14 protein-coding genes are annotated in these 13,814 nt (G+C 62.2%); 8 read left to right on the plus strand and 6 right to left on the minus strand.

Annotation, left to right across the window (positions count from 1 at the left end; translation table 11 throughout):
* Window positions 1-85: 85 nt before the first annotated feature.
* The 6 genes from ABIE16_RS08020 to ABIE16_RS08045 form a co-directional block, all read right to left on the minus strand.
* Window positions 86-751 carry a response regulator transcription factor gene (locus ABIE16_RS08020; RefSeq protein ID WP_057715204.1) on the minus strand — a complete coding sequence of 222 codons (666 nt, stop codon included), beginning with the start codon at window positions 749-751 and terminating at the stop codon, window positions 86-88.
* 57 nt (window positions 752-808) lie between these two features.
* Window positions 809-1,366: a PQQ-dependent catabolism-associated CXXCW motif protein gene (locus ABIE16_RS08025; RefSeq protein WP_057715203.1), complete on the minus strand. Its 558-nt coding sequence runs from the start codon at window positions 1,364-1,366 to the stop codon at window positions 809-811.
* Between the two features lie 225 nt (window positions 1,367-1,591).
* Window positions 1,592-2,383 carry an ABC transporter permease gene (locus tag ABIE16_RS08030; protein ID WP_429520846.1) on the minus strand — a complete coding sequence of 264 codons (792 nt, stop codon included), beginning with the start codon at window positions 2,381-2,383 and terminating at the stop codon, window positions 1,592-1,594.
* Window positions 2,380-3,111: an ABC transporter ATP-binding protein gene (locus tag ABIE16_RS08035; RefSeq protein WP_429520847.1), complete on the minus strand. Its 732-nt coding sequence runs from the start codon at window positions 3,109-3,111 to the stop codon at window positions 2,380-2,382. The genes ABIE16_RS08030 and ABIE16_RS08035 overlap by 4 nt, the downstream gene beginning before the upstream one ends.
* A complete protein-coding gene (locus ABIE16_RS08040; protein WP_429520848.1) occupies window positions 3,108-4,067 on the minus strand; it encodes a YVTN family beta-propeller repeat protein in 960 nt (319 codons plus the stop codon). The genes ABIE16_RS08035 and ABIE16_RS08040 overlap by 4 nt, the downstream gene beginning before the upstream one ends.
* Window positions 4,068-4,097: 30 nt before the next feature.
* Complete coding sequence (locus tag ABIE16_RS08045) at window positions 4,098-5,282, minus strand: ABC transporter substrate-binding protein (protein ID WP_429520849.1); 1,185 nt, start codon at window positions 5,280-5,282, stop codon at window positions 4,098-4,100.
* 210 nt (window positions 5,283-5,492) lie between these two features.
* On the opposite strand from ABIE16_RS08045, the gene pedF reads away from it, so the two are divergent.
* The 8 genes from pedF to pqqB all read left to right on the plus strand — a co-directional run bounded on the left by pedF (window position 5,493) and on the right by pqqB (window position 13,671).
* On the plus strand, window positions 5,493-5,954 hold the full coding sequence (gene pedF / locus ABIE16_RS08050) for a cytochrome c-550 PedF (protein ID WP_154908896.1): 462 nt from the start codon (window positions 5,493-5,495) through the stop codon (window positions 5,952-5,954).
* 3 nt (window positions 5,955-5,957) lie between these two features.
* Window positions 5,958-6,833 carry a substrate-binding periplasmic protein gene (locus ABIE16_RS08055; protein ID WP_154860158.1) on the plus strand — a complete coding sequence of 292 codons (876 nt, stop codon included), beginning with the start codon at window positions 5,958-5,960 and terminating at the stop codon, window positions 6,831-6,833.
* Between the two features lie 10 nt (window positions 6,834-6,843).
* Window positions 6,844-7,605: a quinoprotein dehydrogenase-associated SoxYZ-like carrier gene (locus ABIE16_RS08060; protein WP_090454968.1), complete on the plus strand. Its 762-nt coding sequence runs from the start codon at window positions 6,844-6,846 to the stop codon at window positions 7,603-7,605.
* Between the two features lie 16 nt (window positions 7,606-7,621).
* Window positions 7,622-8,560 carry a quinoprotein relay system zinc metallohydrolase 1 gene (locus ABIE16_RS08065; protein ID WP_429520850.1) on the plus strand — a complete coding sequence of 313 codons (939 nt, stop codon included), beginning with the start codon at window positions 7,622-7,624 and terminating at the stop codon, window positions 8,558-8,560.
* Between the two features lie 277 nt (window positions 8,561-8,837).
* Window positions 8,838-10,613 carry a PQQ-dependent methanol/ethanol family dehydrogenase gene (locus tag ABIE16_RS08070; RefSeq protein WP_057715194.1) on the plus strand — a complete coding sequence of 592 codons (1,776 nt, stop codon included), beginning with the start codon at window positions 8,838-8,840 and terminating at the stop codon, window positions 10,611-10,613.
* 239 nt (window positions 10,614-10,852) lie between these two features.
* Entirely contained in the window at window positions 10,853-12,373 is a 1,521-nt protein-coding gene (exaC, locus tag ABIE16_RS08075) for an acetaldehyde dehydrogenase ExaC (RefSeq protein ID WP_218498250.1), read from the plus strand.
* Window positions 12,374-12,629: 256 nt separating this feature from the next.
* Window positions 12,630-12,701, plus strand: coding sequence for a pyrroloquinoline quinone precursor peptide PqqA (gene pqqA, locus ABIE16_RS08080; protein ID WP_003253598.1), 72 nt, complete (start codon window positions 12,630-12,632; stop codon window positions 12,699-12,701).
* Between the two features lie 55 nt (window positions 12,702-12,756).
* Entirely contained in the window at window positions 12,757-13,671 is a 915-nt protein-coding gene (gene pqqB / locus ABIE16_RS08085) for a pyrroloquinoline quinone biosynthesis protein PqqB (protein ID WP_429520851.1), read from the plus strand.
* Window positions 13,672-13,814: the final 143 nt, after the last annotated feature.

A 13,814-nucleotide genomic window follows, 5' to 3' on the forward strand; every position in this document is an offset into this window, starting at 1 on the left:
TATCGCGAGCAAGCTCGCTCCCACAGGGACAGCATCGTACCTGTGGGAGCGAGCTTGCTCGCGATGAGAGCGACGCGGTCTTGACTCAACGCCGCAGATAAGACCCGAAATCAATATCCCCGGCACTCAGGATCGCTTGCACCCGGTTGTGCACGTTGAGCTTGCGCAGGATCGCCGAGACATGGGCCTTGACCGTTGTCTCGGCGATTTCCAGGGTGTAGGCGATCTGCTTGTTCGATTCGCCCTTGGTCATGCGTTCCAGTACCTGCAGTTGTTTGCGGGTCAGGGCCTGGAGCAGTTCGGGCGGGAAGCCCGGGGTGTCGTTCATCCGCCGGTGGGTGCTGCTTTTGGCGGTGCGGATGATGTCCGGGGGCAGGTAGACATTGCCATTGAGAATCTGCTGGATGGCATCGGTCATCTGGGTGCGGGGTGAAGACTTGGTGATGAAACCCACCGCACCGTAGGTGATGGCTTGCAGCACGATCTGTTTGTCCTGCTCGGCGGAGACAATCACCACCGGAATGGTCGGCGCTTCGTTACGCAGGTTGATCAGGCCATTGAGCCCGTGCATGCCGGGCATGTTCAGGTCGAGCAGGATCAGGTCCAGGTCATCGTGTTCCTGGGTCAACGCCAGGGCGCTGTCCAGGTCGGCGGTTTCCATCACTTCGGTGCCGGCAAAACCGTCGCTGATGACATTGTGAATGGCTTCGCGAAACAGCGGGTGATCGTCGGCAATCAGGATTTTGTACATGGCCTTTCACCTCATTATTTTGATTATGGTGTGGCAACTACACGCACGCGTAAAGCTTCAGGGAAAGGGTTCGGGGCTGGCTGGCGAAACCGGCAGATTGGCCGCTTGCCAGGCGTCCAGGCCATCGCGATACCAATACAGAGTCTTATAGCCCATGGTGGCTGCGCGTTTGACCGCATTCCAGCTCAACCAGCAGTCGGAGCGGCAGTAGAAGACCAGCGGTCGCGTCGGGTCGCCGCCAGTCAGTGATTTCAGGTTGCGGGAAAAGTAATCCTGCCAAGCGGGCGTCAGGTCACCGTCGCCGGTATTGGCCAGCCAATGGCTGCCGGGCAGGTTTTCATGGGGCTGGTCTTCGATGAACTGCCCTTGCAGCCACTGACGGCGGTAGACATCGATCAGCACCGGGCGCGGGGTTTGGCCGAGCAGGGTTTGCAGGGCGGGGGTGTCGATGATGGTTGCGCCTTGCAGTTGTTCCGGCGTCGGGCTGCGGTACAGGCCGATGCGATAGCCGTCGGTGGAGAACAGCGCCGTGTCGGCCTGCGCGGTGCTCAGCAGCAGGCCCAGCGACAGGGCGGCGAGAGTAGGGCGCAACAGGCAACGTCGGGCTCGCGGCATGGGTTCGGTCCTTATAGTTATGGACCTATTACATGCCAGTCGGGGGGCGTTGGGAATGCGACGATAGACAGGAAAACCAGTACTAAAGTAGTAATTTCACGCTGTTCAATGAAGATCCCCCTGTGGGAGCGGGCTTGCTCGCGAAAGCGTTGTGTCAGTCGACTTATTTATTGAATTTGCCGCCGCCTTCGCGAGCAAGCCCGCTCCCACAGTTGACCTGTGTAGTCAGTTGGTTTTGCGCAAGGCCGCATGCTGCGGGTTGAAGGTCAGCACGGCGAGCAGCGCGAACAGCAGCGTCAAACCCGCACACACCGCCAGCGCCAGCGGATTGAAGCGTTCATACAGGGCGAAGCGCACCAGTTCCACCGCATGGGTAAAGGGATTCACCGCGCACAGCCAATACAGCCACTGGCTGGCCTCGCGCATCTTCCATAGCGGATACAGCGCCGATGACAGGAAAAACAGCGGGAAGATCACGAAGTTCATCACCCCGGCAAAGTTCTCCAGCTGGCGGATCGCGTTCGACAGCAACAGGCCCAGTGCGCTGAGCATCAACGCCACCAGCAACAGGGCCGGCAACGCCAGCAACAGGCCCATGGCCGGTGGCCGCACGCCGTAGATCCAGGCAATCGCCAGGAACGCATACACCTGCAACAACGAAATCAGCGACGTGGCCACCAGTTTGCTGCACAGCAGAAAGGTTCGGGGCAGGGGGCTGGTCAGCAGCACGCGCATGCTGCCCATCTCGCGGTCGTAGACCATCGACAGTGACCCCTGCATGCCATTGAACAACAGGATCATGCAGGCCAGCCCGGGAATGATGTAGACCTCGTATGGTATGTAGGTGTCGTAGGGCTCGATGATCGCGATCCCAAGCGCCGCGCGAAAACCGGCGGCGAACACCAGCAACCACAGCAGCGGCCGCACCAGGGCGCTAAGAAATCGGGTGCGTTGCAGCACAAAGCGTAGCCATTCGCGCAGCACGATACCCCTGAAACATTGCCAGTAAGCGTTCATTGGGCAGCTCCCGATGTTGTCAGGCGGGTGAAGGCCGAGCCGAGATCACCGCCGTGCTCCAGGCTCAGGACGTCGGCCTGCCCACTGGCCACCAACCGGCCTTGATGCAGGATCAGCAAGTCATCGCTGGGCTGTACTTCGTCGAGCAGGTGGGTGGTCCAGAGCACGCTGATGTGCTCCTCGCGACACAGGCTGCGGATGTGCCGGTTGAGCGCCAGGCGACTCGCCGGGTCGAGGCCGACACTGGCTTCATCGAGCAGCAGCAGGCGCGGCTCATGTAACAGGGCGCGGGCAATTTCCACCCGGCGACGATGGCCGCCATTGAGTTCGCGCACCCGTTCGCGGCGACGGTCGGTCAGGGCCTGACGGGCCAGTTCGGCGTCGACCCGAAGGTCGGTCTGACGCCGGGACAGGCCATGCAATGCCGCGTGATAACGCAGGTTCTGCTCGACGCTGAGGTCCAGGTCCAGGGTGCTTTGCTGGAACACCACGCCCAATTGCCTGAGTGCCGGGCGTGCCGCGCTGCGCAATGAACAGCCACCGACGCGGATCTCGCCTTGCTGCAGATCATAGAGCCGGGTCAGCAGGGCAATCAGGGTCGACTTGCCGGCGCCGTTGGGCCCCAGCAGCGCGGCGAAACGCCCGGGTTCCAGGCTGAAACTCACCTTGCGCAAGGCCTCCCGGGAGCCGTAGGCAAAGCTCAGGTCGCTGACTTCAAGGGCGTTCATGGCGTCACCACCACGCCCCAGGGATAGCGCCCGACCTTCACCGATTTACTGACCTTGAGGCTGTCGACATCGATCACCGAGACATCGCCGCTGACGCCGTTGGTGGCCAGCAGTTGCTTCTGATCCGGGGTGAACGCCATCTGCCAGACCCGTCGACCCACCAGCAGGTAATCGAGAATCTCGAAAGTCTTGGCATCGATCACCGCCACATGATTGGCCGGGCCCAGTGCGACGAAACCGTACTTGCCATCGGCGCTGAGCTTGATGCCGACCGGCTGGACCTTGTCCGGGTGCACGCCCTTGATCTGGAAGTTAAGGGTCTTGAGCACGGTGCGGCTGGCCACATCGAGAATGGTCACGGTGCCGCCGATTTCCGCCGAGGCCCAGAGCTTCGCGCCATCGGGGGAGAACTCGACGAAGCGCGGGCGCTGGTCCACCAGGGTGCTGTCGGCCAGGGTCTGGGTGCTGGTGTCGATCCAGTGCAGCATGTTGGTGGTTTCGCTGGTGTTGACCGCCCACTTGCCGTCGGGGCTGACGGCCATACCCTCGGGCTCGACGCCGACGTTGATCTGGCCGAGTACCTTGGAGGTCTCGGTGTCGATCACCGTGACCAGCGCATCGTCTTCGTTGGAGACATACAACCAGCGATTGTTCGGGTGCAGGGCGAATTGTTCAGGGTCTTTGCCCGAGGGCAATTCCTTGATGATCTTGCGCGTGGTCACGTCCATCACCTGGACCCGGTCCGAGTCGCTGGCGCAGATGTACAACAACTTGTTGTCATGGGACAGCAGCAGGCCGCGAGGGCGCTGGCCGACGGGCAGGGTGTCGGTGACTTGCAGGGTCTGCATGTCGATCAGGCTCAGGTTGTTGTCCTTTTCGTTGGAGACCCAGGCAGTGCTGGCAACGGCATTGCCAGCGGCGAGCAGCAAGGTGCAAGAGAGCAGGGTGCGGCGCATGGCGGATTCCTTATTGTTGTGATGTTCGGATCAGGGAAAGCGGCAGCTGACCTCGGGCTTGTCGTAACCCAGGCTGTCCATCTCGTTGAACGGGTGCAAAAAGCCGTCCTGGGGTGAGGTGCTGACCAGCGCCCGGGGCTGGACAATGGGAATCGGCTGGCGCAACTGGCCATTCCACGACCGGTAGCTGAGCTTGCGACCCTTGAAGCCGTCGAGCGGCAACTGATCGCTGATTTCAATCGTACGGATCGCCATCGGCTCGGCCTGGCGCAGTTTGCTCACAGCGCTGGCGATACTGCGCACGGCCATCCATGCCGCGAAATCGCGGTCATTCATCCAGCGTCCGGTCAGGGCTTCAAAGCGTTTTTGCAGCTGAGCGGCGCCGTAGGTTTCCACGGTCTTGTGCCAGCCCACCGGGGTCAGGCCCTGGGTGCCGGCGACCGGGCGCGGGTACCAGGTCTGGTAGGGCACGTATTCACCGAAGTCGCCGCGTTCATCGGCCACCAGCACCACGTCGTACTCGGCGGTCTGAGTGAACAGCGGCATGTCGGCCTGGGCGCTGCGGCGTTGGTCGTTATCAAAGCTCCAGGGTTTTTCCGCCACCAGTTGCAAGCCGAAGCGCTTGGCCGCGCGGCGCAGGGCGGCGGCATAGGCTTGATCGTCCGGGGTCGGGCCGACAATCAGCAGTGCCCGCTGCCATTTGCGCAACACCAGAAACTGCGCCAGCGCATCGGCGAGCATCGCCCGGCTCGGCAAGGTGTGCAGCACGTTCGGCAGGCAATCGCTGATGCGCAGGCTGTCGTCGGGGCTGCCGGCGTTGAACAGTAGGCTGTCGGGCAGTGCGGCACTGAGCTGGCGCAGGCTGGCGCCCGGTGCGTTCACCACAAACAGGCGCAGACCTTGTTCGTGCTGGGCCTTCGCCGCTTCGAGCAAGGCTTCGGGGCTGTCGACACTGGCGCTGACCAGGCTGTAGCCGTGATTGAGAAAACGCCCGGTGCTGTTGCTGTCGGTGATCGCCAGTTCGGCGCCGCGCAGCCCGGCATCGGTGGGCTCGGGGATGACGTTCGACAGCAACGGGCCGGCGTCGGGGCGATAACCCAGGTAGCCGATCCGCACCTGCAAGGGCGCATCGGCGGCCTGACTCTGGGTGGCCAGGCCGGCGGCGCAGGCAATCGCCAGCAGGTAGATCAGGGCGTAAGGGATTAGCTGGCGCATAGGGCACTCCATTACAGGTAGCGCCAGCATAGGAAGCCCGCGAAGCTGAGGAAATATGCAGAAAGTACCGGTGGTGTCCATCCAGCGCCTTACTACCAAGGGACTAGGTAGCGACCACCAAAGCAGCATGGGGGCTGTGCGCAGGGCTTTCTAAGATGGCTGCCATAGCCTCTGCCAAGAGGTTTTGCGTGCAATCCTGAGGGCATAACAATGACAACAAAACGCAACGCCTTGCTCGTGACCGGGCTATTGGCCGGTTTGATCAGTGCAGGTTCCGTCTGGGCCCACGGCAATGTGGTGCCACAGGCTGTCGCCACCCAGGGCTTGACCCCGATCAAAGACGCCGGGGTGCAGCTCGATGCCGATGGCTGGGCCGCGGTGAACCCGTATCGCACCGCCCCGGAACACGACAAGGCAGTGGAAATCGGCGCCTCGGCCTATACCCAGAACTGCGCGGCCTGTCATGGCCTGGAAGCCAAGTCCGGCGGTATCGCCCCCGACTTGCGCATGCTCGATGTCGGCGAGGCGGGCGATGAATGGTTCGCCGAACGGGTGCGCCATGGCGCGGTGCGCGACGGTCGGGTGTACATGCCGAAGATGGCCGACTACCTGAGCCAGGAAGCCCTGTGGGCGGTGCGTACCTATCTGGACACTGTGCGCGTCGAGGAGTGACCCATGCGCCTGCTCGCGGTGTTGATCAGCGCTCTGTGGCTGTGCTGCCAGGCGGCGCAGGCGCAGGTTCGCAACTACGACGAAATGATCGCCGCCGGGGAGCTGAAGGTGGCGGTCTACAAGGACTTCGCCCCCTACAGTTTCGAAAGCGCCGGAAAGCCCCAGGGAGTCGATGTTGAACTCGCCGAGGCCTTGGCCAAGGCACTCGGTGTGCGCCTGTCGCTGATCTGGGCACCGGCCGGGGAAAAACTCGATGACGACCTGCGCGACTACATCTGGCGTGCCAGTGCCTTGCACAACCAGCAACTGGCCGACCTGATGATGCGCGTGCCCTACGACCGTGACTACGCGCAGAAGCGCAACGAGTTCGGCGAACTGGTCAACGGCCAAGTGGTGATGTTCGGTCCGTACCAGAACGAACAATGGCAGGTGGCCTATGACCGCCGAAGGCTGGACAAGGTCGCCAGCGTCGCGGTGTTCGAGCATCACCCGATTGGTGTCGAAGTCGACAGCGTGCCGTCGTTCTACCTGACATCGGTGTTCAACGGCATGCTCGCCGGCAAGACCCATCACTATTCGGGCGTACCCCAGGCGTTTGCCGCGATGAAGGCCGGTGAGGTCGACGCGGTGATGGCCATGCGCGGCGAAATCGACTGGCAAGTGCACGAAGCGGCCGACCCGCAGGTGGCGCTGGCAGAAAATGCCTACCCGAACATGGGCAAGCAGCTCTGGGAAATCGGCATGGCGGTGCACGAAAGCAACCGTCAACTGGCCTATGCCGTGGAAGAGGCGTTGGAAGCGCTGATCCGCGACGGTTCGGTGAAGACCATCTACGGCCATTACGGCCTGCGTTACGACGTGCCCGAGATGTATCAATAAGGAGCAGGCGATGAAATGGCGAGGGAGTTGTCTGTTGGCCTGCTGGTTGAGCCTGGCGGCACAGGCTGGCGCTATCGATCCCGGCAAGGATCCGGTGCCATCGGTGATGTGGGCCTTCTACCATCAGCGGTTTCTGGGCAATGCGCCGTTCGTTTTCGATGAGCGGGTCAAGCTGCTGGCGCCGCCGTTTGCCGAAGATGCCCGGCAGGTGCCGCTGGAAATCGATGCCCGGGCGTTCAATGGCGAGGTGGTGAAAATCCTCGCCTGGGCAGAGCTGAATCCGTTGCCGAAAATCGTCGACTTCCAGCCGCTGAATTCGGTTTTGCCGTGGCTGTCTTTGCGCATTCGCATCGAACAGGCGACGCCCTTGCGCGCGGCGGTGTTGACCCGCGACGGCGTGTGGCATGTCGGCTCGACCCTGATTGACGCCGCGGGTGGCGGTTGCACCGCCCCGAGCGTGGTGCGGACTCAACCGGGCTGGGAGGAGCGCATCGGCGAAGTGCTCGGCGGGCGCTATCCCCGGGACGGGTTCAGCCGTTTGCGTATGCAGGTGGCCCATCCCATGGACAACGGCATGGTCAGCGGAATTCCGGAATTCTTCATCAACCATGCCGAACTGCGCGACCGCAACGAGCAAGTGCTGGCCCGGCTGGAGCTGTTCCCCGCGGTCAGCGAAAACCCCAACCTGGCCTTCGACATCGAAGGGGCAGGGCAAACGCGCCTGCTGCTACGGGACAACAGCGGCAATGAGTTCGATGCGTCGATCCCCTGACCCTAAGGAGCGTGGCATGCGCTGGATCCTGTTGATGGTGTTAAGCGTCAGTCTGCCGGCCCTGGCCGATCTCGAGTACTCGCTCAAGCCCCGGCGGATTGCCCAGGACACCTGGTTACTGGAAGGCAGCACCGATAATTTCGCCAAGGCCAACGGCGGCAACATCGTCAACACCGCGTTTATCGTCACTGAGCGCGGTGTGGTGGTGATCGACACCGGGCCGTCCAGGCGTTACGGCGAAGCGATGCGCAAGGCCATTGCCGCCACCACCGACAAGCCGGTGATCGAGGTCTTGCTGACCCATCACCACCCGGACCATGTGCTGGGTAATCAAGCCTTCACCGACGTGCCAATCGGCGCCTTGGCCGGCACCAGCGAGCTGGTGCACCAGCAAGGCGATGCCATGGCGGAGAATATGTACCGGATGGTCGGCGACTGGATGCGTGGCACCGAAGTGGTGCTGGCGACTCAGACGCTGACACCCGGCGTGAAAAGTTTTGGGAATCACGATCTGCGCTTGCTGAGCCTGGGTGGGCATACGGGCGCGGATCTGGCTATTCTCGACCAGCAAACCGGCGTGCTGTTTGCCGGGGACCTGGTGTTTTATCAGCGGGCGCTGACAACGCCCAACAGTCCAGGGCTGTCGGTGTGGCTGGCGGACATCGCGACCCTGCAAGGCTTGCCCTGGACACAGGTCGTACCGGGCCATGGGCCGGTGTCGAGCGATCCACAACCCTTCGAGCAGATGCGCGATTACCTGACCTGGCTCGATCAGCTCATGCGCGATGGCGCGGCCAATGGCAGTGATATGGCGGAGATGATCCGCAGCCCCATCCCCGAACGCTTCGCCGGGATCAACCTGAGCCGTTATGAACTGATCCGCAGCGTCAGTCATCTGTACCCGCGCTACGAGCGAGGGCAGATGACGCGGGTGGATTCTGCCGCGCAAAAGTGAGCAAACACAGCCCCCCCTGTGGGAGCGAGCTTGCTCGCGATGAGGTCCTGACAGTCAACATTGATGTCGGCTGATACGACGCCATCGCGAGCAAGCTCGCTCCCACAGGGGATCTATGTCTGGCACAAAGTTCGCTGCTTATCTCCTCCGACCCTGTACCAAGGAACTAGCAATCTCCTCATTGCGGGCAATTGTTGCCAGGGCAGCGGCGCCCAAGAATCTGCACCAGACCGGGAAAATTTTCCGGACATAACAAAAATCCGCAGAGGAAGCCGTCATGACCCAACCCGCACGTCGCCAGTCCTTCGTCTTGAGCCTGCTGCTCAGTGCCATGCTGTTGTCCGGCCAGGCATTGGCCGGGGTTTCCGACCAGGACATTCTCCAGGACCCGAAGAACCCGGAACAGGTCGTGACCAACGGCCTCGGCGTTCAAGGGCAGCGCTACAGCCCGCTGGATATTCTCAATGTCGACAACGTCAAGGAGCTGCGCCCGGCGTGGGCGTTTTCCTTCGGCGGAGAAAAACAGCGTGGCCAGCAAGCGCAGCCGATGGTCAAGGACGGCGTGATGTATATGACCGGTTCCTACTCCCGGGTATTTGCCGTGGATGCGCGCACCGGCAAGAAACTCTGGCAATACGATGCGCGCCTGCCCGATGACATCCGCCCTTGCTGCGACGTGATCAACCGTGGCGTCGCGCTGTATGGCGACCTGGTGATTTTCGGCACCCTCGACGCCAAGCTCGTGGCGCTGAACAAGGACACCGGCAAGGTGGTGTGGAGCAAGAAAGTCGCCGACCACAAGGAAGGCTACTCGATCAGCGCCGCGCCGCTGGTGATCAACGGCAAGCTGATTACCGGCGTGGCCGGTGGCGAGTTTGGCGTGGTGGGCAAGATCGAGGCCTATGACCCGAAAAACGGTGATCTGCTGTGGACCCGGCCAACGGTCGAAGGCCATATGGGCTACGTCTACAAGGACGGCAAAGCGGTGGAAAACGGCATCTCCGGCGGCGAGGCGGGCAAGACCTGGCCGGGCGATCTCTGGAAAACCGGTGGCGCCGCCCCTTGGCTTGGCGGTTACTACGACCCCGAAACCAACCTGCTGTTGTTCGGTACCGGCAACCCGGCGCCGTGGAACTCGCACCTGCGCCCTGGCGACAACCTCTATTCCTCATCGCGCCTGGCGCTCAACCCGGACGACGGCACCATCAAGTGGCACTTCCAGAGCACGCCCCACGATGGTTGGGACTACGACGGCGTGAACGAGCTGGTGTCCTTCAACTACAGCGAAGGGGGCAAGGAGATCAAGGCGGCGGCCACTGCCGACCGTAACGGTTTCTTCTACGTGCTGGACCGCACCAACGGCAAATTCATCCGTGGCTTCCCGTTCGTGGACAAGATCACCTGGGCCACCGGCCTGGATAAGAACGGCCGGCCGATCTACAACGAAGCCAGCCGTCCCGGTGCCCCGGGTTCCGAAGCCAAGGGCAGCTCGGTCTTCGTAGCGCCGGCGTTCCTCGGCGCGAAAAACTGGATGCCGATGGCCTACAACAAAGACACCGGGCTGTTCTATGTGCCGTCCAACGAATGGGGCATGGACATCTGGAACGAAGGCATCGCCTACAAGAAAGGCGCGGCGTTCCTCGGCGCCGGCTTCACCATCAAGCCGTTGAACGAAGACTACATCGGCGTGCTGCGGGCCATCGATCCGAAAACCGGCAAGGAAGTCTGGCGCCACAAGAACTACGCGCCGCTGTGGGGCGGGGTGCTGACCACCAAGGGCAACCTGGTGTTCACCGGCACGCCTGAAGGCTTCCTGCAGGCCTTCAACGCCAAGACCGGCGAAAAGGTCTGGGAATTCCAGACCGGCTCTGGCGTGCTCGGTTCGCCCGTGACCTGGGAAATGGACGGCGAACAGTACGTCTCGGTGCTCTCCGGCTGGGGCGGCGCGGTACCGCTGTGGGGCGGCGAAGTGGCCAAGCGGGTGAAGGACTTCAACCAGGGCGGCATGCTCTGGACCTTCAAGCTGCCCAAGGACCTCGTCGCCAAGCATTAAACCTGTAGGAGCGAGCCTGCTCGCGATGGTCGTCAACGATAACGCTGGAAGCCTGATACCCCGCGGCGTTCTCGGGTTCATCGCGAGCAAGCTCGCTCCCACAGTGTTTTGTGTGAAACCTACGACCAAATAACGAGAGCCCCTCCTGCCAACGATGCATTCGTCTGGCGCGCGGGGCTCTCTAGTATCGGCGTATCGCCTGTCAGTACGACAGGCATCGACCCAGACAGAGGCCCACCATGATCTACAAACAACCCGGAACTCCAGGCGCCGTCATTACCTTCAAGCCGCGCTACGGCAACTTCATCGGTGGCGAGTTTGTCGCTCCGATCAATGGCGAGTACTTCACCAACACCTCGCCGGTCAACGGTGAAGTGATCGCCGAGTTCCCGCGCTCCAGCGCCGCCGACATCGACAAGGCCCTGGACGCCGCCCATGCCGCTGCCGACGCCTGGGGCAAGACCTCGGCCCAGGACCGCTCCCTGGTGCTGCTGAAAATCGCCGACCGCATCGAGCAGAACCTTGAGGTCCTGGCCGTCACCGAAACCTGGGACAACGGCAAGGCCGTGCGCGAAACCCTGAACGCCGACGTGCCGCTGGCGGCCGACCACTTCCGTTACTTCGCTGGCTGCATCCGCGCCCAGGAAGGCGGGGCTGCCGAGATCAATGAGCTGACCACGGCCTATCACTTCCATGAGCCCCTGGGCGTGGTCGGGCAGATCATTCCGTGGAACTTCCCGCTGCTGATGGCCGCCTGGAAACTCGCCCCGGCCCTGGCCGCCGGCAACTGCATCGTGCTCAAGCCCGCCGAGCAAACGCCGCTGTCGATCATGGTCTTCGCCGAGCTGATCGCCGACCTGCTGCCGGCGGGCGTGCTCAACATCGTCCAGGGCTTCGGGCGCGAAGCCGGCGAGGCCCTGGCCACCAGCAAGCGCATCGCCAAGATCGCCTTCACCGGCTCGACCCCGGTGGGCGCGCACATCATGCATTGCGCCGCCGAGAACATCATCCCGAGCACCGTCGAACTGGGCGGCAAGTCGCCGAACATCTTCTTCGAAGACATCATGAACGCTGAACCGGCGTTCATCGAAAAAGCCGCCGAAGGCCTGGTGCTGGCGTTCTTCAACCAGGGCGAAGTCTGCACCTGCCCGTCTCGGGCACTGGTCCAGGAGTCGATCTACGAGCCGTTCATGGCCGAGGTGATGAAGAAGATCGTCAAGATCAAGCGCGGCAATCCGCTGGACACCGAGACCATGGTCGGCGCCCAGGCTTCCGAGCAGCAATACGACAAGATCCTCTCGTACCTGACCATTGCCCAAGAGGAGGGCGCCGAGCTGCTCACCGGTGGCGCGGCCGAGCGTCTGGAAGGTGACCTGTCCAGCGGCTATTACATCCAGCCGACCCTGCTCAAGGGGCACAACAAGATGCGCGTGTTCCAGGAAGAAATCTTCGGCCCGGTGGTGGGTGTCACCACCTTCAAGGACGAAGCCGAAGCGCTGGCGATTGCCAACGACAGCGAGTTCGGCCTCGGCGCCGGCCTGTGGACCCGCGACATCAACCGCGCCTACCGCATGGGCCGGGCGATCAAGGCCGGGCGGGTGTGGACCAACTGCTACCACCTGTACCCGGCGCACGCGGCGTTTGGTGGCTACAAGAAGTCCGGCGTTGGTCGCGAAAACCACAAGATGATGCTCGACCACTATCAGCAGACCAAAAACCTGCTGGTGAGCTACGACATCAATCCGCTGGGGTTCTTCTAACCTCGCAAGAACACTGAAAAACCTGTGGGAGCGAGCTTGCTCGCGATGAGGTCGGCACATTCAACATCTCGGTTGACTGTTGCTCCGTCATCGCGAGCAAGCTCGCTCCCACATGGGTTTTGTGTTGCCAATGACTGCGCAACACCCCCTACCAAATCACCCCCAAAACTCCTTCGAAAGTAGCATTCGGGCACTCGGCGCCCCGTGCATTAATGGCTCTACCGGAATCACCCGGGCACAAGAAGAGGAATGACCCATGTGGACTAAACCCGCGTTTACCGATCTGCGCATTGGCTTCGAAGTGACGATGTATTTCGCCAACCGTTGATTGATCACCCGGCCAGCCGATGCGTTGGCCGGGCCTGCCTTCTGGAGCATCCGCCATGCACATCCGCATTCTCGGTTCCGCCGCTGGCGGTGGTTTCCCGCAGTGGAACTGCAACTGCCGCCAGTGCGCCGGTGTACGCAATGGCAGCTTGCGGGCCCAGCGCCGTACACAGTCGTCGATTGCCCTGAGTGACGACGGTGTGGAGTGGGTGCTGTGCAATGCTTCACCGGACATTCGCGCGCAACTCGAGGGTTTTGCGCCGCTGCAACCGGCGCGCCGATTGCGTGACACTGCCATCGCCGGCGTCGTGCTGCTGGACAGCCAGATCGATCATTGCACCGGTTTGCTCAGCCTGCGCGAAGGCTGTCCGCATGACGTTTGGTGCACCGCGCGTGTGCATCAGGACCTGAGCAGCGGTTTCCCGTTGTTCAAAATGCTTGAACACTGGAACGGCGGATTGCAATGGCAACCGGTCGGCCTCGATCGCCAGCCGTTCGGCATCCCGGCCTGCGAGCATTTGCAATTTCGCGCGATTCCCCTGGTGAGCAACGCGCCGCCGTATTCACCCAATCGCGGCAACCCGCAACCGGGCGACACCATTGGCCTGTTCATAGAAGACCTGCGCAGCGGTGCCTCGCTGTTCTATGCGCCTGGCCTTGGCCGAATCGACGATGAAGTGCTGGGCTGGATGCAGCGTGCCGATTGCCTGCTGCTGGACGGCACCCTGTGGCGCGACGACGAGATGCGTCTCTGCGAAGTCGGCCAGAGCCTGGGCAGCGAAATGGGGCACCTCCCACAAAGCGGCCCCGGCGGGATGCTTGAAGTGCTGGAGGGTTTCAATCGCCAGCGCAAGGTGCTGATCCATATCAACAACACCAATCCCATTCTCGATGAAGACTCGGCCGAGCGGGCTTTGCTGGAGCGGCGGGGGATCGAAGTGGCTTATGACGGCATGAGTATTGAGCTGTAACCAAAGGCTCTATCGCGAGCAAGCTCGCTCCCACAATGGATTTCTGCAGTACATGAAATTTGTGTTCCCACCGAACACCTGTGGGAGCGAGCTTGCTCGCGATAGGGCCAGCGCAGGCACCGCAAAAATTCCCGGAGAACAAA

This window comes from Pseudomonas sp. 2725 (assembly GCF_050434585.1).
GTDB classification, from domain to species: Bacteria; Pseudomonadota; Gammaproteobacteria; order Pseudomonadales; family Pseudomonadaceae; genus Aquipseudomonas; species Aquipseudomonas jessenii.